The sequence below is a fragment of the Microbulbifer sp. CAU 1566 genome (genome assembly GCF_023156515.1).
Classification (GTDB): domain Bacteria; phylum Pseudomonadota; class Gammaproteobacteria; order Pseudomonadales; family Cellvibrionaceae; genus Microbulbifer.
The window spans coordinates 1,078,229-1,096,387 of record NZ_JALNMG010000001.1 but is presented as its reverse complement, the minus strand read 5'-3'; the positions used below and the strand labels follow the sequence as shown (position 1 = coordinate 1,096,387).

Annotated in this window: 15 protein-coding genes; 2 read left to right on the top strand and 13 right to left on the bottom strand. The window is 57.1% G+C overall.

Going from position 1 to position 18,159, the window contains the following annotated elements; all coding sequences use genetic code 11:
- Positions 1 to 125: 125 nt before the first annotated feature.
- Both M0G74_RS04595 and M0G74_RS04590 read right to left on the bottom strand, forming a co-directional pair.
- Positions 126 to 1,271, bottom strand: coding sequence for a histidinol-phosphate transaminase (locus M0G74_RS04595; RefSeq protein WP_160152231.1), 1,146 nt, complete (start codon positions 1,269 to 1,271; stop codon positions 126 to 128).
- Positions 1,272 to 1,345: 74 nt separating this feature from the next.
- Positions 1,346 to 2,164 (bottom strand): sulfite exporter TauE/SafE family protein, encoded by an 819-nt coding sequence (locus M0G74_RS04590; protein WP_160152232.1) that lies wholly within the window; start codon positions 2,162 to 2,164, stop codon positions 1,346 to 1,348.
- A gap of 317 nt (positions 2,165 to 2,481) precedes the next feature.
- On the opposite strand from M0G74_RS04590, the gene M0G74_RS04585 reads away from it, so the two are divergent.
- A complete protein-coding gene (locus M0G74_RS04585; protein WP_248215070.1) occupies positions 2,482 to 4,875 on the top strand; it encodes a zinc-dependent metalloprotease in 2,394 nt (797 codons plus the stop codon).
- Between the two features lie 96 nt (positions 4,876 to 4,971).
- Here the strand turns inward: M0G74_RS04585 and M0G74_RS04580 are convergent, their stop codons facing one another.
- Together M0G74_RS04580 and M0G74_RS04575 are read right to left on the bottom strand one after the other, a co-directional pair.
- The gene (locus tag M0G74_RS04580) at positions 4,972 to 5,787 is read right to left on the bottom strand and encodes a transglutaminase-like domain-containing protein (protein ID WP_248215069.1); all 816 of its coding nucleotides are present in this window, start codon (positions 5,785 to 5,787) and stop codon (positions 4,972 to 4,974) included.
- A gap of 10 nt (positions 5,788 to 5,797) precedes the next feature.
- The gene (locus M0G74_RS04575; RefSeq protein WP_160152234.1) at positions 5,798 to 6,028 is read right to left on the bottom strand and encodes a DUF350 domain-containing protein; all 231 of its coding nucleotides are present in this window, start codon (positions 6,026 to 6,028) and stop codon (positions 5,798 to 5,800) included.
- A gap of 377 nt (positions 6,029 to 6,405) precedes the next feature.
- Here M0G74_RS04575 and M0G74_RS04570 point away from each other — a divergent pair, with 377 nt between their 5' ends.
- Entirely contained in the window at positions 6,406 to 6,798 is a 393-nt protein-coding gene (locus tag M0G74_RS04570; RefSeq protein ID WP_248215067.1) for a hypothetical protein, read from the top strand.
- 95 nt (positions 6,799 to 6,893) lie between these two features.
- On the opposite strand, the gene cyoE is transcribed toward M0G74_RS04570, so the two are convergent.
- From cyoE to M0G74_RS04525, 9 genes are all read right to left on the bottom strand, one after another.
- A complete protein-coding gene (gene cyoE, locus M0G74_RS04565) occupies positions 6,894 to 7,787 on the bottom strand; it encodes a heme o synthase (protein WP_248215066.1) in 894 nt (297 codons plus the stop codon).
- Positions 7,788 to 7,815: 28 nt separating this feature from the next.
- The gene (gene cyoD, locus M0G74_RS04560) at positions 7,816 to 8,157 is read right to left on the bottom strand and encodes a cytochrome o ubiquinol oxidase subunit IV (protein ID WP_248215064.1); all 342 of its coding nucleotides are present in this window, start codon (positions 8,155 to 8,157) and stop codon (positions 7,816 to 7,818) included.
- Positions 8,157 to 8,792, bottom strand: coding sequence for a cytochrome o ubiquinol oxidase subunit III (cyoC, locus tag M0G74_RS04555; protein WP_248215062.1), 636 nt, complete (start codon positions 8,790 to 8,792; stop codon positions 8,157 to 8,159). The genes cyoD and cyoC overlap by 1 nt, the downstream gene beginning before the upstream one ends.
- Complete coding sequence (gene cyoB, locus M0G74_RS04550; RefSeq protein ID WP_348983684.1) at positions 8,789 to 10,849, bottom strand: cytochrome o ubiquinol oxidase subunit I; 2,061 nt, start codon at positions 10,847 to 10,849, stop codon at positions 8,789 to 8,791. Before cyoB ends, cyoC begins: the two co-directional genes overlap by 4 nt.
- A 2-nt stretch (positions 10,850 to 10,851) precedes the next feature.
- Entirely contained in the window at positions 10,852 to 11,802 is a 951-nt protein-coding gene (cyoA, locus tag M0G74_RS04545; RefSeq protein ID WP_248215060.1) for a ubiquinol oxidase subunit II, read from the bottom strand.
- Positions 11,803 to 11,990: 188 nt separating this feature from the next.
- On the bottom strand, positions 11,991 to 12,392 hold the full coding sequence (locus tag M0G74_RS04540) for a hypothetical protein (protein ID WP_248215058.1): 402 nt from the start codon (positions 12,390 to 12,392) through the stop codon (positions 11,991 to 11,993).
- Between the two features lie 224 nt (positions 12,393 to 12,616).
- Positions 12,617 to 13,015 carry a globin gene (locus M0G74_RS04535; RefSeq protein WP_248215055.1) on the bottom strand — a complete coding sequence of 133 codons (399 nt, stop codon included), beginning with the start codon at positions 13,013 to 13,015 and terminating at the stop codon, positions 12,617 to 12,619.
- 284 nt (positions 13,016 to 13,299) lie between these two features.
- Positions 13,300 to 14,880, bottom strand: coding sequence for a S8 family serine peptidase (locus M0G74_RS04530; RefSeq protein ID WP_248215053.1), 1,581 nt, complete (start codon positions 14,878 to 14,880; stop codon positions 13,300 to 13,302).
- Between the two features lie 442 nt (positions 14,881 to 15,322).
- Positions 15,323 to 18,142 carry a pitrilysin family protein gene (locus M0G74_RS04525; RefSeq protein ID WP_248215049.1) on the bottom strand — a complete coding sequence of 940 codons (2,820 nt, stop codon included), beginning with the start codon at positions 18,140 to 18,142 and terminating at the stop codon, positions 15,323 to 15,325.
- Positions 18,143 to 18,159: the final 17 nt, after the last annotated feature.

Here is an 18,159-nt window from a genome sequence, read left to right as displayed (position 1 = left end):
TCTTATGAGATTGGAGTGAAGGGATATTCCCAGAGATAAGGGTGCCGGAAGTGGCGCAGTATTCCGGGCATAAAAAAGGCCAGCAATAATGCTGGCCAGTGGAGCGATTGTTTGAACGCTGTCTGCTATGACATGCGATTCAATACTTTCGGCAGGGCGGAAGTGTATTTTTCGACATCTTCCAGGAAGCCCATGCTCACGCGGGACCAGTTGTTGTAGTCCCGATAAATACCGCGGATCAGTACGTTTTCCTTGGCCATCTCGGCGCGGAAGGTTTCCGCGTTCAGGTCCCCAAGGTTGACGAACATGAAGTTGGTGACGGACGGGAGAGCGGTCAGCCCATTCTCTTTCAGCGCAGCGCTGACCATTTCGCGCGCTTCTTTTACCTTGGCCCGCGAGTAGTCCATAAATTTATGGTCTTCATAGCTGGCAATAGCCGCTGCCAGTCCCGCCTGATTCAAACCGTACCAGCCGATGCCAAAGCGCTCCATTTCGGCAATTTTTTCCGGCTGCGCGATCATGTAGCCAACGCGCATACCAGCAAGGCCATAAATCTTGGAAAAGGTGCGTGCAACAATAATATCGTGGCCCTGTTTGATCAGCGGGATCACGGTATTGGCATCGCTGTTGTCGGTCAGTTCGTTATAGGCTTCATCCGCCAATACAGTGCACTTTTTTGATGCCTTGATGCAGAAGTTGCGCATCGCTATCGGGTCTACCAGCATGCCGGTGGGGTTGTTCGGGTTGGTAACCTGCACCATGGAAATCGAATCATCGATGGCCGCGTACATGGCATCGAGATCAATGGCGAGGGATTCCAGTTTGGGCAGACGCTTGATTTCGCCAATGTTCTGGACTTCCAGTACCCGCGAGGTAGTGTCCCAGAAAAGATCCGGACCGAGTATGTTGCCCTTGTGGCCGGCTACAATCGCCGCGGCCACCAGGCCGGCACTGGAACCGGAACCGAGCGCGACATGCTCGGGCGTGAGTCCGTGGCGTTCGGCAATCATGGTTTTCAGGCGCATGACACTGTCGTAAACGTAATAGGCGCCTTTCTGGCTCGCCTCCATCATGGCTTTGAGCGCCGCCGGACTGGGGCCGTAAGGGTTTTCGTTCGCATTCAGCTTGGCGACGCCCGGGGGCGGTCCGTAGAGCGGCGTTGGCCGAATCATTTCCTTGGCCGATGCGCTGGCGGCACCGCCAATGGCGGCCGCGGAGAACGCCGCAGTGGCGCCCTGCAGAAACAACCTCCTGCTCAGTGATTTATGCATTATTTTGTTCTCCTGGTTGTGTGAACGGTCTTGTGCGGTCGTTGATGAACGACCATTTTTAAAATAAAAACGGCTCAGGCTTTGGCAAACATGGCCATGGAAACGGCAATCAGGTAAACCCCGAACAGGCGTTTCAGGTGCAGTTCATTCAGGCTGTGTGCCCAGCGTGCACCAATAGGCGCCGAGATGATTGAAAATACGGAAATGGCAATAAGTGCAGGGATATTGATGTAACCAATCGAGCCCATGGGCAAATTCGGTGCGCCCAGCCCCATAATGAGGAAGCCAATGGCGCCGGGGAGGCCGATGAGAAAGCCGATACCGGATGCGGTGGCCACGGCCTGGTGCGCCGGGCGGTTGCACAACACCATGGTCATCACGGTAATGGTGCCGCCACCGATACCGAGCAGGGAGGAAAATCCGCCGAGAAAACTTGCGAGGCCAGCGCGGGCAATACCTGTCGGCATTTCCAGTTTGCCTTTGAGCCCGTCAAAAAGATTGGGGAAAAGGAAGTAGATGGAATACATCAGGACGCCGGCGGCAAATACATACACCAGGCTTTTACTGTTGGTGAAGGAGGCGATATAGAGGCCGGCAAAAACCCCCAGCACTATCCATATGGACCAGTCCCGCAACACTTTAAAGTCCACGGCCCCGCGCTTATTGTGCGCCTGTACCGATCTTGCCGAAGAGACCACGATGGATGCCAGTGAGGTACCTACTGCCACGCGCATCATTTCATCGGTAGCACTGTGGAGAAAGGGGAAGACCGCCAGTAGTGCCGGCACCACCACAAACCCGCCTCCGTTGCCAAATAAACCCGCCGTTATTCCGGCGATCAGGCCCGCTGCACAGAGCAGCAAAATAAACAGTGATACTTCTTCGATGCTCATAGACACTCCGCTAGCTCTTCGTTGAACAAAGTCTAAAAAGCATTAAACGTGCCAATAGTCCCGCGGTCGGGTTGTGCTGCGATGAATGGAATTTCCGTGAGGGTGGGGCGAATCTGGGCGCCATCACAATCTTCGTCGGTGGGATCAGCGCGACGGAAGAATTGTTGGCTCTCACTGTGCCCACCGCGACGACTTGCCCCGAAAGTGTGATTCGCACAGGGTGATCTGCCGAATCCCGGTGTTGCGGTTTACTGTCGAGGTGCGAGTGGTAATCTCTACGGTTTAATAATGCACAACAAAGGTTTTTGGGGGGATCAATGCTAACGAGGTTACTCTTTGCCGCGCTGCTGATATCCAGTTTGTCCGTTGAGGCGGCGAGCATCGGCGAAATCACCAGCGGTATGAAAAAGCAGCAGGGGCTGTACGATTTCTACTGGGATAGTAAAGAAGGTCGGGTTCTACTGGAGCTGGACTACTTTGACCAGGATCTGCTGTTTGTTACTGGCCTGGCGCAGGGCCTGGGATCCAACCCGGTGGGCCTGGACCGCAACCAGGCCGGTGAGAGCCGTCTGGTGCGATTTGAGCGGGTGGGTAACAAGGTATTGCTGCACCAGCGCAATCTCGCTTACCGCGCGGAATCCGACAACCCGGCCGAGCGCCAGGCGGTATCGGAAGCATTCGCCTCTTCGGTGCTATGGGGCTTCACGGTACTGGCGGAAGAGGGGAGTGCGGTACTGGTGGACTTCACGCCTTTTCTCCTGAGCGACCAGCACGGCATTGCCCAGCGCCTCAAAGACACCAAGCAGGGCAGTTACAGCATCGATGGCAGCAAGTCTTCCATTTACCTGCCGAGAACCAAGAGCTTCCCCAAAAACACGGAATTTGAAGCGCAACTGACGTTCACTGGCAGCGAGCCGGGTAACTACCTGAAGGAAGTGGTCCCTACCCCGACACTGGTGACCTTACGCCAGCATATTTCACTGGTGGAGCTACCGGATAACGAATACCAGCCCCGCCAGTTCCACAGCAATAGCGGCTATTTCCCACTGACCTATCGCGACTATGCGACGGCGATCGATCAGCCGATGGATCAGCGGCTGATTTTCCGCCACCGCTTGCAGAAGCAACCCGGTAGCGATGAGGTGGTGGAGCCGATCGTTTACTACGTGGACTCCGGTGTACCGGAGCCGGTGCGCAGTGCCCTGATCGAGGGCGCAAGCTGGTGGAATCAGGCCTTCGAGGCTGCCGGTTTCAAGAATGCCTTCCAGGTAAAGGTGCTGCCGGAGGACGCCGACCCCCTGGATGTGCGCTACAACGTGATCAACTGGGTGCACCGTTCTACTCGAGGCTGGTCCTACGGTTATTCCGTCTACGACCCGCGTACCGGGGAAATCCTCAAGGGCAATGTCACCCTGGGCTCCCTGCGTGTGCGCCAGGATTTTCTCATCGCCCAGGGCCTGTTGCAGCCCTACGGCCAGGAGGACGCCGATACGCAAGCGCTGCAGGATATGGCGCTGGCCCGTATTCGCCAGCTGTCTGCCCATGAAGTGGGGCACACCCTCGGACTGGCCCACAATTTTGTGGCGAGTACCGAAGGTCGCGCTTCGGTAATGGATTACCCGGCGCCGCTGGTCACTCTGGATGGCGATGCACTGAAATTACAGCAAGCCTACGACACCGGTATCGGTGCCTGGGACAAACTGGCGGTCCGCTACGGGTATGGTGTTACCGACAATGCGCAAGAGCCTCAGTATCTGGCCGCGGTTATCGATGATGCCCGTGATCAGAAGCTGCGTTTTATCTCTGACCCGGATTCCCGCTCCATTAATAATGCCCACGGTTCTTCTCACCTGTGGGACAACGGCGGCGATGTACTGGAAGAGTTCTCCCGTATGACAGAGCTGCGCCGTTACGCGCTGGATAATTTCAGCCGTGCGGCAAACCGTTCGGATACGGTGCGCTCCTCCCTGGATGAAACCCTGGTGCCAGTGTATTACGGACATCGCTACCAGGCGGAAGCGGTCGGCAAGTTGCTTGGCGGCCTGGAGTACGATTACCTCTACAACAACGCCGATCCGGAGAGCTATACCCTGGTACCGGCGAGCAAGCAGCAGCAGGCGATCGATGCCCTTGTTGCGACCCTGCAACCGGAGTTTCTGACCCTGCCAGAGAAGGTGCTGCAACTGCTGCCGCCGAAATCCTACGGTTACAGCCGCACCGGTGAGAGCTTCCCGGCCTACACCGGTGTCGCGTTTGACGGTATTGCGATGGCGGAAGCGGCGGCGGGCCACACTTACGCGATATTGCTCGATCCGGAGCGCGCCGCCCGCCTGCAGGAGCAGCAGGCCCGTCGCGGTGAAGGCCCGGGCTTCAACACCCTGCTGGCCCAGCTGACCGAGCAATCGCTGAATCGCAAAAAATATGACGGGCTGGAGGCGGCAGTACACCAGCGGGTGAATCACGTCTATATTCACCGCCTGATGCTGCTTGCCAGCGACAAAAAAGCACCGGAATCCGCCCGTGCGCGTGCCAACTTTGAGCTGGCAAAATTCCAGCACGCCATTGGTGAAATGAAACTTTTTGGCGATGATCCCCTGGGATACAACGCGCACTACTTCTATGAAGCCAACCGCATAGCCGCGTTTATGCAGGGGGATTTGAAGGTGGACGCGGGTGATGTGAAAGCAATACCGCCAGGGTCGCCGATTTGAGCGGCTAACCTATTCTTTGTGAACGCAATAAAAATGCCGGCAATATTGCCGGCATTTTTATTTTTCCGTCGACCTGATTGAGCGCGGCCGCCAAGGTTATCCACGAATAAACTGTGATTTCCTGATCCAGTGCTTGCCCCGATAGTTCCGCGTGGGCGCGGAAGTGGTTTTGGCCCAGAAGTAATCCCGGTTGAACTGGAACTCTACATCGTATCCCTCGGCCAGGGCGGCCAGGGGCATGGCCTGCCAGTTGGATTGGCGGCGCTTGCTGGTTGCCTCCAGCAAATACTCGGTATTGTCCACAACGGCGACCACCCAGGCATGGCCGTCGCCGTTGTAAGTGCCCAGGGCAACCCGGGCATCGACCCCCAGGTTAATCAGCCAGTCGGCCAGCAGTATGGCGTGGTCCTCACAGTCACCACGCTTCTGATAATAGGCCTGGCGGGAGGTCTGCCAGATATCGGCAAGCCCTGCATATTGCAGGTGGTCGTACTGGTACTCCTTGCGGATGGCGAGGGTGTAGAGGGGAATCCAGAGTGCCTCGGTATCGAAGGGCTGGAAGCCAACCAGGTAGCTGTTGGCAAAGTGGTGCAGGCTGTCGAGACCGCGGGCGGAGGCCGTGACGGATTCAAGCCCCTGCCAGTTCCATACGGAGATATAGCCGCTCTCTTCGGCAGACCTTTTTCCAATCGCTCCTTGCACCATGCTTTCCGTGAGGGGCGAACTGCTGCCGCTGACCACAACCGTGCCCCGCTGGCTGTCTATATGCGTTTCCTCCCCGGATCCCAGAGGCGCGCTGCGGATGCTGGCTACCAGCGAAGCCTGCTCCCGCTGCTGGGCCCATTGCTGTTGTAATAGTTTCGGCACCATTAGCAGGGCACCTAGCACGATACCGATGAGCAGTAGACGCACCGGACTAACCTCAGCCCTTGAGCCCGAAGGAAATGATCAGTGCCACAAACATCAGGATGGTGGAGGCAAAGATTGCGACGGCCATATTGCCGTTCTTCAGCTCCGCTTCAATGTCTACATGCTTGAGTAGCTTCTTGTCGATCACCAGCAGGGCCACCATGCCGATAAGTAGTGCCAGCAGGGTGTAGAGCAGGTTCAGGCCGAGATTGAACAGGGTGGCGGTCAGAAATTCAGATTGCACGGTTGTTTATCCTGAGGGTAATTCGAAGGCGGTTATTGGGCCCCATTAGAGGGGTCTTATTAGACCACAAGTCTATGTTGATTGGTGCGCCGCCAACGGCGTTCTAATGCGTTCTGGTATTGGCATTTGAACAGGCCTGACTGATCGGTTTGGGGAAGGGAAATTCTGAAATCATCTAAGGGAAACGGTGTTTCAGTTTTGACGTCAGCTTCGCGCCGGCTTGCTCGCTTTGGCAGGGGTTTAAGTACGGGATGGTGGCCTTGTTGACGATGATGAGTGCGCTGAAGTGAGCCGGCGTTTTATCGCCGCGAATCTTGTTGGGAAGGGACTGACCGGGGAATAGACTTCGTGGCACATCCGAAGAGGAGGTAAACCAAATGCGTTATCTTATGCCCGTCGTTCTGTTCTGTGCTGTAGCGGGTTTTGCTCAGGCGGAAGACCAAATGACTCAGCTCCCTGCTGGGGCGTCCGAAGTGCAGATTATGGGTAAAACCTATTGGCACAGTGGCGATAACTTCTATCAGTTCAATGAACAAACTGGTCTTTTCTATCAGGTTCCTCAGCCTACCGTTCAGGCTCATAAGGATCGTCTGTCACAAGCGCATATGTATCAGCGCAGCCAGACCCTTCCTGCGACTAACCTGACTGGTGACCAGATTGAAGGTTGTCGTAACTCCGCTGCGGATAAATCCAATGAAGTGCCCAACCGGGGCAGCAGCGTTTACATCAATGAGTACAACAAGTGCATTACTGATCTACAAAGTCAGTAACCGCCTGAGAAAGGATAAAAAGGTTTACCGGGTTACCGGTAAACCTTTTTTATTGAACAAATTTTATTGAACGAATTCCGATAATTCGAGCTGCGTTAGCCGGCCACTATCCACTGGGGTGCAACGTGGTTGAAGTCCAGTGCCATGGTCACGCTCAGAGCGGTAATGGTGATAATCGAAAACCCGAAAACCTGCCGCGCCCAGCCATGGACGTCAACGTCTTTGCGGTAACCGCGCAACGCCATCGCCAGCCACCAGAAACTGGTGCTACAGGCCACTGTCATAAACGCGGTACCGGTGTAGCCATTCAAAGGCAGCAGAATACTGGTGAGGGCGAACACCGCAATATAGAGCACGATATGCAGTTTTGCCTTGCCGATGCCCTGTGCAACCGGTAATACCGGAATATTCGCCGCCTCGTAATCGCGGTAACGGAATATTGCAATGGCATAGGAGTGTGGCATCTGCCACAGGCAGAACATCACCAGCAGGATCAACGCTGCAGCGTCACAGGCTCCGGTCACCGCGCAGTAGCCCACCACCGGCGGCACCGCACCGGACAGCGCGCCCACCAAGGTGCCGTAAACGGAGTTGCGCTTCATATACAGACTGTAAGCCCCTACATAAACCGCAAATCCGAGCGCCGCGAAAGCGACGGCAACGGCGTTTGTGTAAAACGAGAGCAGCGCAAAGCCCGCAATGCCGAGCGCCACGCCGAACAGGAGCGCTGCCCGCGCGGCCAGGGCACCGGTGACGGTAACCCGGTTGCGGGTCCGCTGCATGCGTGCATCAATGTCGCGGTCTATGTAGTTGTTGATGGCGCAGCCAGAGGCCACGATCAGCGACAGCCCGGTCACCGAGGCCATAAACAGCCCCCAGTCGATCTCGCCGCGGGCGGCGAGGAAGAATCCCCCCGCTACCGAAATGAGATTGCCGGCGATGATGCCCGGCTTGGTGACGGCGAAGTATTTCGATAAATGCTTGAACACGGCCATTACCTGAATCGTGGTAAAACCATCAATGCATCATCATGGCGTTGGAGGCGTAGATGATCCACACCGACAGCCCAACCACCATCACGATGATCAATGCAGTAAACAGGAAGGCGAAGGTATTCGCGCGTCCCGCGATGGAGAAGTTGAGGTGCAGGAAATATTTCAGGTGCACCACCACCTGAACAATCGCCATCACCACCACCAGCCAGATGCTGGTGGCCTTGTCGAATTGCCCGGTCATCACCGCCCAGAAGGGAATGGCGGTGAGGATGACCGACAGCACAAATCCCACCAGATAGGACTTGACACTGCCGTGATCGGCCGCGTGTTCATGCCCGGAATGCAAGTCAGACTGTGCGCTCATTACAGAACCCCCATCAGGTAAACCACGGTAAATACACACACCCAGACGATATCCAGGAAGTGCCAGAACAGGCTCAGACAGGACAGCCGGGTAATGGTTTGTTGGCCCAGGCCGCGCTTCACAACTTCAATCATCATCACCGCCATCCAGATCAGGCCGGCGGTCACGTGCAGGCCGTGCATGCCGACAAGTGCGAAGAAGGAAGAGAGGAAGGCGCTTCGCGACGGGCCGTTGCCCTCGGCAATCAGGTGATGGAATTCATTCACTTCCATACCGATAAACACCGCGCCGAAGGCGAAGGTCACCGCCAACCAGCCGAGGGTGGCGGCTCTGTTCTGGCGATGCGCGCCGATCATGGCGAAACCGTAGGTGATACTGCTGAACAGTAGCGCCGCGGTTTCGATGGCCACGTAATCCAGTTCGAAAATATCGCGCCCGGATACGCCGCCGGCGGTGTTCATGAACAGCACCGCGTAGGTGGCGAACACCGAGGCGAACAGCAGACAGTCGGTCATCAGGTAGAGCCAGAAACCGAAGATGGTGTTCTCACTCGTGTCGTGATGTTCGTGATGATGATCGTCGTGGTGATCGGACGCCGCAGCGGCGCCCTGTGGTATTTGCGCTATCGCGGTCATGCGGACACCTCTTTGACAGTTTGTTCGGATGCTTTTTTGCGGCGCTTGGCCGGGGTTGCCGGACCGTGTGCATGCTCCGGTGCGGGATTCACGTGGCGCAGATGGGCGTACTCGATACGCGCGATTTCATCCGGCTGCACGTAGTAATCCACATCCTTCGCATAGGCTCTTTGCAGAAGGAAACCAACCACAGCCACCAGGCTCGCAATCGCCAGCCAGGTGATGTGCCACACCGCGGCAAAGCCGAAGGCAGTGGCGGCACCGGCGATTAAAATGCCGGCCGCGGTATTTCTCGGCATATGGATGGGCGCGTATTTGGCGGGACGCTGGTAGGCGGTGCCCTTTTCCTTCATCTCCGTAAACGCGTCGATGTCGCGCACCTGCGGCAGTACCGCAAAGTTGTAGAACTGCGGCGGCGAGGCGGTCGACCACTCCAGGGTGTGGCCGTTCCAGGGGTCACCGGTGAGGTCGCGGTTCTGCTCGCGGTCGCGGAACGTCAGGTACAGCTGCACAAATTGCAGCACGATGCCGACAAGGATTACGACGGCACCGGCGCAGGCGATATACAACCAGAGATTCCAGTCGGGGTTGTCGGTGTGGTTCAGGCGGCGGGTCATACCGAGGAAACCGAGCACGTACAGCGGCATAAACGCCATGTAGAAACCGACCTGCCAGCACCAGAAAGACGCCTTGCCGATGCGCTCGTTCAGATGAAAGCCCATGGCTTTGGAGAACCAGAAGGCAAAGCCGGCCAGGTAACCGAACACCGCACCGCCGATGATGGTGTTGTGGAAGTGGGCGATCAGGAACAGGCTGTTGTGCAGCACATAGTCCGCACCCGGCACCGCCAGCAATACGCCGGTCATGCCACCGATGGTGAAGGTCACCATAAAGCCCAGGGTCCACAGCACCGGTACCGTCATGCGCAGGCGGCCGCGGTACATGGTGAACAGCCAGTTGAACAGTTTCACCCCGGTGGGTACCGCGATGATCATGGTCATGATGCCGAAGAAGGCATTCACATTGGCGCTGGAGCCCATGGTGAAGAAGTGGTGCAGCCACACGATAAACCCGAGGATGGAAATCGCACCGCTGGCCCACACCATGGACTTGTAGCCGAACAGGCGCTTGCCGGTAAAGGTGGAAATCACCTCAGAGAAAATACCGAAAGCGGGCAGCATCAGGATGTATACCTCGGGGTGTCCCCAGGCCCAGAACAGGTTGATATACATCATGGCGTTGCCGCCGAGATCGTTGGTGAAGAAGTGAAAGTCCAGGTAGCGGTCGAGGGTCAGCAGGCCCAGTACTGCGGTCAGGATCGGGAAGGAAGCCACGATCAGCACATTGGCCCAGGTGCAGGTCCAGGTGAAGATCGGCATGTCCATCAGCTTCATACCCGGCGCGCGCATCTTGAACACGGTCACCAGGAAGTTCACACCCGTCAGCAGGGTGCCGACACCGGAAATCTGCAGTGCCCAGATGTAGTAATCCACTCCCACACCGGGACTGAACGACAACTCCGACAGCGGTGGATAGGCGAGCCAGCCGGTCTTGGCGAACTCACCGAGGCCGAGGGAAATGTTGATCAGGATGGCGCCGCCCGCGGACAACCAGAAGCTCAGGTTGTTCATGAACGGGAAGGCCACATCGCGCGCACCGATTTGCAGCGGCAATACGATGTTCATCAGACCGATCATGAACGGCATCGCCATGAACATGATCATGATCACCCCGTGGGCGGTGAAGATCTGGTCGTAGTGCTCCGGCGGCAGGTAGCCGGCGGATCCGTTAGTCGCCATGGCCAGCTGGGTACGCATCATGATCGCGTCGGAGAAGCCGCGGATCAGCATGATTAGTGCGAGCAGGATATACATTACACCGAGGCGCTTGTGATCGACGGAAGTGATCCAGTCAAACCACAGGGTGTTCCACTGCTTTGCGCGGGTGATGGCGAGCGCGATGAGCACGCCGGCAATACCGACCACCGCGAGGGTGCCCATGATGATGGGCTCGTGATAGGGAATCGCTTCCCAGGATAATTTACCGAGCAGATTCATTTTTATTCCTCCGCCTTGCTGTTGTGTGAGCCGTTATGTGGGCCGTTGTGCATGCCTGGCATGGAAGCGGTGTCGTGCTCCCCGTGGTGATGGGCCGGGGCCTTGTTCCAGGTGTTGTAGTGCTGCATGTACTTGAACATGATCTGGTGGAAGAGCCCGTCGCTGACCGCGCTGAAGTATTCCACCGGGTGGTTTTCACTGGGCTCGGCCAACTGTGCGTAACGCGAGTTATCCAACGTTCCATGACCGCGCTTCATGTCGCTTGCCCAGCGCTCGAATGCCGCTTCATCCACCGCCCTGGTTTCGAAGTGCATACCGGAGAAGCCTTCACCGCTGTAGTTGGCCGAGAAGCCCTCGAAGGTACCCGGCTCATTGGCGATCAGGTGCAGCTTGGTCTCCATGCCCGCCATCGAATAAATCTGGCTGCCGAGCTGCGGGATAAAGAAGGAGTTCATGGTCGACTCGGAGGTGATTTTGAAATTCACCGGTCTGTCGGTGGGGATCACCAGCTCATTCACCGCGGCAATACCCTGCTCCGGGTAGATGAACAGCCATTTCCAGTTCAGTGACACCACTTCCACGGTGAGCGGTTCGCGCTCGTGGTCCAGCGGCTTGTAGGGATCGAGACTGTGGGTAGAGCGCCAGGTGATGACGCCGAGAATGAGCACGATCACCACTGGCACCAGCCATACGGTGGCTTCGATCTTGGTGGAGTGGGCCCACTTGGGCGCGTAGATTTCATGTTCCCGCCCCTCGCGGTATTTCCACGCGAAGTACAGGGTCATGACGATCACCGGAATCACCACCAGCAACATCAGCAGGGTGGAGATGATGATCAGATTTTTTTCGTCGACACCCACTTGTCCCTTGGGGTCGAGCACGCCGCCGTCGCATCCCGCCAGTGCAAGCACGGCAGCAGACAGCGCAGCGTTTCTGAGGCTACGAGTTAACACGAGGAGCATTCCTCTCGGCATGGAGATTGACAACAACTACCTGCGGTAGTCAGAGAGGCGCTGACAGATTGCGAACGAACAGGTCCCCCGTCCCGATGCCGGAGGCAGTCAGGTCACAGGTTTATTTTTCGATGAAAAATATCAGCGCGAATGGACTGAACAGGCCGAACCTGTAAAGACCATATGCATTACGCGCGGAAAGGGGGAGCTCGGGAGGTGTGGGCGGAGCGGTGTGCAGAGCACAGTGCCGGAGTCGGCGGTTGTAGTGCGCGAAGAAAACGTTGGAAAACGGTGCGCAGACTTCTGAAAAAACTGAGCAATAGCTGCAGCCAGAAGTGCCGGAAAATGAAAATACTGGTAATCAGCAGCGCCGCACTGGCGAGCGCGATAATGGTTTCGGAGGTAATGCCGCTTTCGAGAATTGGCAGAAGCTCGGAGGGTGTCGGCGGAAAACCGAATTGCAGCAGCAGGCTGGAAAAACCGAAAAAGGCGCTGCCCAGTAACCAGAATACAAATACCGCCCTGACCCGAGGGTCCAGGTTTGCCGGAAGTATTCCGGGGGCATTGTTATAGTGGCTGATCGCTTTCAAAAACTCATCCAGCGGGTAACGCTTGCGGTAAATCGGCACCCCCGAAAGGGGCGCTTGGGTCTGCGGGCAGCTCTCGTAGACTCTCCTGTTGGCTCTCTTGATTACGGGAGTCAAAGAATGGCTACGGCTACGGCTACGCGGCGAAGCCTACCAAACAATGTCCGGGGGCACAAAGAGAAACGGTATACCGATTGGTCAATAAGCCGGACTGCTTATTGGCATGGTCAATAGGCGCTGCGGATCAGTGCGATACCCGGTTCTATGGCGCGGCGCCAGGCCAGCGCGGTTTCTTCGCTAAAGTCCGGGTCGTATTTTCTCAGGGTGACCAGCAGGGCATCCAGCCACAGGCCATACCACTCCGGGCGGATGTTGTAGCCGCTGCGGGAGTGGCTGCAACCTAGCGCGCGCAGTTTGGTGTCGGCCATACCGCGGGCGTGCAATACCAGCTGCATGATGCCGTTGCGCAGGAGGTGGCGCTGGGCGGCCATGTCCGTGTCCACGAACAGGTCGCGAATCTCGGTTGAGCTGCCCATAAACTGGTCGTAAAAATCGATAAAGAAATGTTCGTTGTTACAGCAGCGTCCATAACTCTGAAACACCACATCACTATCGGCATTCCCCATACCGGAACTCCCTGTTTTCTAATCTATTGAATACGGTTGGCGGTACACCGTGTTAATGGGCGTCGCTTGTTGAGGCGAGGATTCTAGAGGGAGGGGTTGTAGTGAAATTTGATCTGGATCAAGACGGGCGCTCAAATTGATCTGGATCAATTTTATCGAGCGATATTTTTTCTCTGCAGGAGGCGCTCTACAGGGGAAAAAGAAAGGGCTTAAAGAAAGGGCTTAAAGAAAGGGCTTAAAGAAAAGGGGCCGATATCGGCCCCTTGTGGTTTGGCTATTGCCGATTAATTACAGTTTTTGCCCTTGCAGGGCTTGCCGCCGCCGCTGCCGCCACCGCTGCTGCCGCCGGAGCTACTGCTACCTGAGCCGCCACCACAGCCGTTGGCGGTGAGGTAATCCACCGCATCCTTGGCCTTCACCAGACCGAAACCGTAGGCGTTATCCCGTCCTGCAGTACCCAGATCTTCCGCGGTGCTGGTCAGCGCGGAGCGGATTTCGCTGGCGCTACAGCTGGGGAAGTGGCTCCATACCAGCGCGGCAACACCGGCTACATGGGGGGTGGCCATCGAGGTGCCATTGAAATACGCATAGTCGCTGGCTTGGATGGCAAGGCTGGCGCTGCTGCCAATCTGGCCGAGCAAGGTAGCGCCGTCGGTATCGGAAATCCCCGCAGACGGAATGCCGGTTGCGGTTTCACCGAGGGTGCCAAACAGCATACCGGGCTCATTGTTGTAGACCACCGCGGCGACACCACCGCCGGCTTCACAGGCCTGGACCTTTTCCGCGAAGCTGATATTGCCGCGGGAAATCAGGCACACCTTGCCGCTGGCATCGGCACAGGCGGCTTCACCCAGGCCGCAATCCATCAAGGCACCACTGGCACTGCCCTGAGGGCTGCCTTCCATACCGGAAGCTTCTATCGCATTGCCAGCCACAGAGAATGTGGTGGAAAGGCCCATGCCCACGGGTACGGAAGACAGGACGTCCACGCCGGGCCCAGAGAGCTCTACCTGATCGGTCTGCTGGGAGAAGTCGGCGACCATCTTATTGCTGTCGACGGCTGCAACTGAGACCACGGAATCGTAGGATGCCGGATAGGAATGACGGGTGTTGCCGTCGTTACCGGCCGCGGCAATGGAGAGAATGTTCTGGTTGCTGTAAAGCGCGGCAAATGCCTGATCTTCGGTGCGGGACTTCATGGTGCCGCCGAGGCTCATATTGATTACGCTGGCACCATTGTTGGCACAATCCTGTGCTGCCGCGACCAGAGACGATGAGTAGGCCCAACCGTCGGCGCCAAAGACCTTGACGATGTAGAGATTGAGGTTGCGGTTCGGGTTTACCCCGACGACGCCGGTACCGTTTCCGCCGATGGCGGCGATGGTGCCGGCCACATGGGTGCCGTGGCTGTTCTCATCGGTGTACCAGAAGCCTGTGCCCAAATCGTTACTGCCATTCACGTTATTCCCGGCAAGATCTTCATGATTGAGGTCGTAGCCGGAATCGATGATACATACGGTCTGGTTGCCGGCCATGGCATCGCTGAGCAGATTGGCCTGTACCATCGGAATGCCGAAGGGCGTGGTTTCCGCCATCGGGTAGCGCTTCACATCCTCTTCCACGTAGTCCACATTGGGGTTATTGCGCATGGCGGTGAGGGCTTTTTGCGGGAGGTTGGCGGCCATGGCGTTGTGTTTTTCCAGGGCCAGGGCCGAGCGCCCGCCGTTCTTTTCCATCATCGCTTTTACGGCCGGGCCTTTGCCCTCTTTGAATTTGACGATGTAGCGCTCATCCGCGGCGCTGGCCTGGACGGCGACGGCAAGGGCCAGCGCGCCGAATGTTAGGGATGAAAGGTTTTTTCTCATTGTTATGAAGCTCCAATATGGGCTGCTACTTCTTATTGTTAAAGGTTTTGCTGGCTGCAGCAGTGCCTGAACCGGTACAGACGTACAGCCGGTGATGAAAATCTAGCAGCTTTTGCTGGTGTTCCAATTGTGGAATGAGGCAAGTGTGGATAAGTGAGCAAATTCTGTTTTTCAGGATGAAAAACGCGGCAATCTGCTGGGGGTTGTGAGGATATTGCTCGTTATGGTTAAAACGAGGAATGCACTAATTGGTACCATCGTTCCTATTGCTGGTTTGGCGCGAAATGCTACCCTCAGTGGCAAATTTCTGCGTATCAAACGTTACAGGGTACACAGCAAAAAAAGGGCCGCGGTATAAACCGCGGCCCTTTTTGTTGTAATTACATTTTGCAATTACATTTTGTAGTTACAGTTTGTAGCTGCAAAGATTGCGGCTAATTGCTCAGCTGTCGCCAGCGACAGGCTTGCCGTCAGCATCCAGCTCGGCGATGGTGCCGATTTCCAGCGCTGCTACCTTGTCGGCGATTTTTTCCTTATCGCCCACAATCACCCACACAAACTGATCCGGCTTGATGGTCTGCTTCGCCAGCTCATGTACCCGCTTCAGGTCGATACCGCGTACCTGCGCCGCGTAGCCGTCCATATAGTCCAGCGGGCGCTCGTAGGTGACCAGTGAAGACAGGGCACCGGCAACGGAATTGATGGTCTCAAAACGACCGGGTAATTCGTTGATGCGCTTGTCTTTCAGTTTCTGCAGCTCGTCCACTTTGGCCGGGTTGCCGCCAATGTAAGCCCGCAGTTCCTTTTGCAGTTCCGCCAGGGATTCACTGGTTTTGTCGGTCTGTACCGGTGCGTACACCAGCAGCGGTTGCTGGCCTTTGGCGCCGGTCAGGAAGGAGTAAGCACCGTACGCCCAGTGCTTGTCTTCCCGCAGGTTCATATTGATGCGCGCGGTAAAGGTGCCGCCGAGAATGTCGTTCATCATGTGCAGGGTTTCACGCTCGGCAATTTTCTCCGAGGGCGCCAGCAGGCCGCCGATGATGATGGACTGCTCGGATCCCGGCTTGTCGATCAGGTAGACGCTGGATTTCTCCGGCAGTGCCACCTTGGCCAGGTTCTTCACCGGTTTTGCACCTTGCGGCGCCGTCCAGTCGGCAAAGTGCTGCTGCAGTTTTTCCTGCAACTGCGGCATGGTGATGTCGCCGGCCACAATCAGGGTGGCGTTGTCCGGGCGCAGCCAGCTCTGGTGATAGTTCACCAGGTCGTTGCGGGTGAGTGAGGCAATGGACTCTTCGGTGCCGCTGCCGGTAAATGGAATGCTGTAGGCGTGATCGTCACCGTACAGCAGCGGCGGCAGGTTGCGCAGGGCCATCTGTACCGGTTTGGTTTTTTCCTGTTGGATACCGGCAATCCAGCGGCTGCGTTTACGCTCGATTTCTTCATCCGCAAACGCTGGGTTCAGCAGTACATCTGCAAACAGGCCGAGAGACTCGTCCAGGTTGCTGGTGAGTGCATTCAGCGTGACGCTGGAGGAATCCAGGTCAGCATCGGTGCCAATGCGGGCGCCGAGCATCTCTTCTTTGGCGCTGATTTCCAGCGCGCTCAGGTGGCTGGTGCCTTCCTTCATCATCGACATGGTGTAGCTGGACGTACCCAGTTTTGCACCCTGGTCGGCAGCGTAGCCGGCATCAAACTTGAGCTCCATGTTTACCACGGGCACCGAGTGGCGCTCTGCCAGTACGATCTTCAGGCCGTTGGCCATTTCCGCGGTCTGGATTTCCGGGAAGGGTACCGAGGGGAAGTCGCCGAGTTCCGGCAGCTTGCTGCGGTCGGCACCGGCCTCTGCGGTTTTGTATTCCGGGAAGGGGTGTACTTCCAGGTTGTGATCGCCGCTGGCGAGCCAGTTATTGGCCGCGGCTTTCACCTGGGCCGAGGTCAGTTGCTGCTTTTCGCCGAGGCTTTCAAGGTAGGCGTTGGGGTCGTTGAAGTAGAGTTCACCGCGGGCCAGGATCACGCCCTTGCCGCTCCAGCCGCCCACCTGTTCCAGGTCGCGGGCATAGGAGGAGTACTCACTCATGTTGACCCGCGCCAGCTCGGCGTCGGTGGGACCCTGCTCGAGGAATTTCTGCAGCTCTTCATCAATCGCCGCTTCCACCTTAGCCAGGTCAACGCCGGGTTTGGCATCGGCAATGATCTGGAACATGGAGGCCAGTTCGAATTCGTACAACGCCACATTCACGCTGGTGGCAATCTGGTCTTCGTACACCAGGCGCTGGTACAGGCGGGAGTTCTTGCCATCGCCCAGTACCGAGGCCGCAACGCTGATGGCTTCTTCATCGGCGTGACCCAGGTTGGGAGTATTGAATACCTTGTACAGGCGAGACTGGGCAACGCGGTCGTACATGGTTTCGCGGCTGGACTGGTCGCGCTTGGCGATCCAGGAATCTTTCTTCGCCAGCGGCGGGCCCGCGGGAATATCACCGAAGTATTTTTCGGCCTTGGCTTTGGCCGTTTCCAGGTCGATATCGCCGGCCAGTACCAGCACGGTGTTGGCCGCGCCGTAATAGGTTTTGAACCACTCGTGTACATCGTCAACGCTGGCCGCGTTCAGGTCTTCCATGGAGCCGATGGTGGTCCAGGAATAGGGGTGGCCAGCGGGGAAGATGGACGCCTGCAGTTTTTCCCACACTTTACCGTAGGGCTGGTTTTGGCCCTGGCGTTTCTCGTTCTGTACTACGCCGCGCTGCTCGTCCAGTTTCTCCTGGGTAATGACGCCGAGCAGGTGGCCCATGCGGTCGGACTCCATCCACAGGGCCATATCCAGTGCGTTGCTGGGCACCGTTTCGAAATAGTTGGTGCGGTCGAGCCAGGTAGTGCCGTTCATGCCGGTGGCACCAGCCTGCTCGAAGGGCTTGAAGTATTCGTCGTCGTAGTTTTCCGAACCGTTGAACATCAGGTGCTCAAACAGGTGAGCGAAACCGGTACGCCCGGGTTTTTCATCCTTGGAGCCAACGTGATACCAGACCCCCACGGACACGATCGGCGCCTTGCGGTCCTCGTGCACGATCACCCGCAGGCCGTTGGGCAGGGTGAATTTTTCGTAGTCGATGCTGAGGGCCTGCGGTGCTGCTGCGGTGGCGGTGTTGATGGCTTCCGCCGGAGCTGGAGCCTTACTACTGGTGCTGTTGCTGCCCGCCGTGGGGTCGCCGCAGGCGGAGATTGCGAGGGCCAGGGTCGCTGGCAGCCAGAGTCTGTTAGCCATAACAGGGTTCCTTTTTA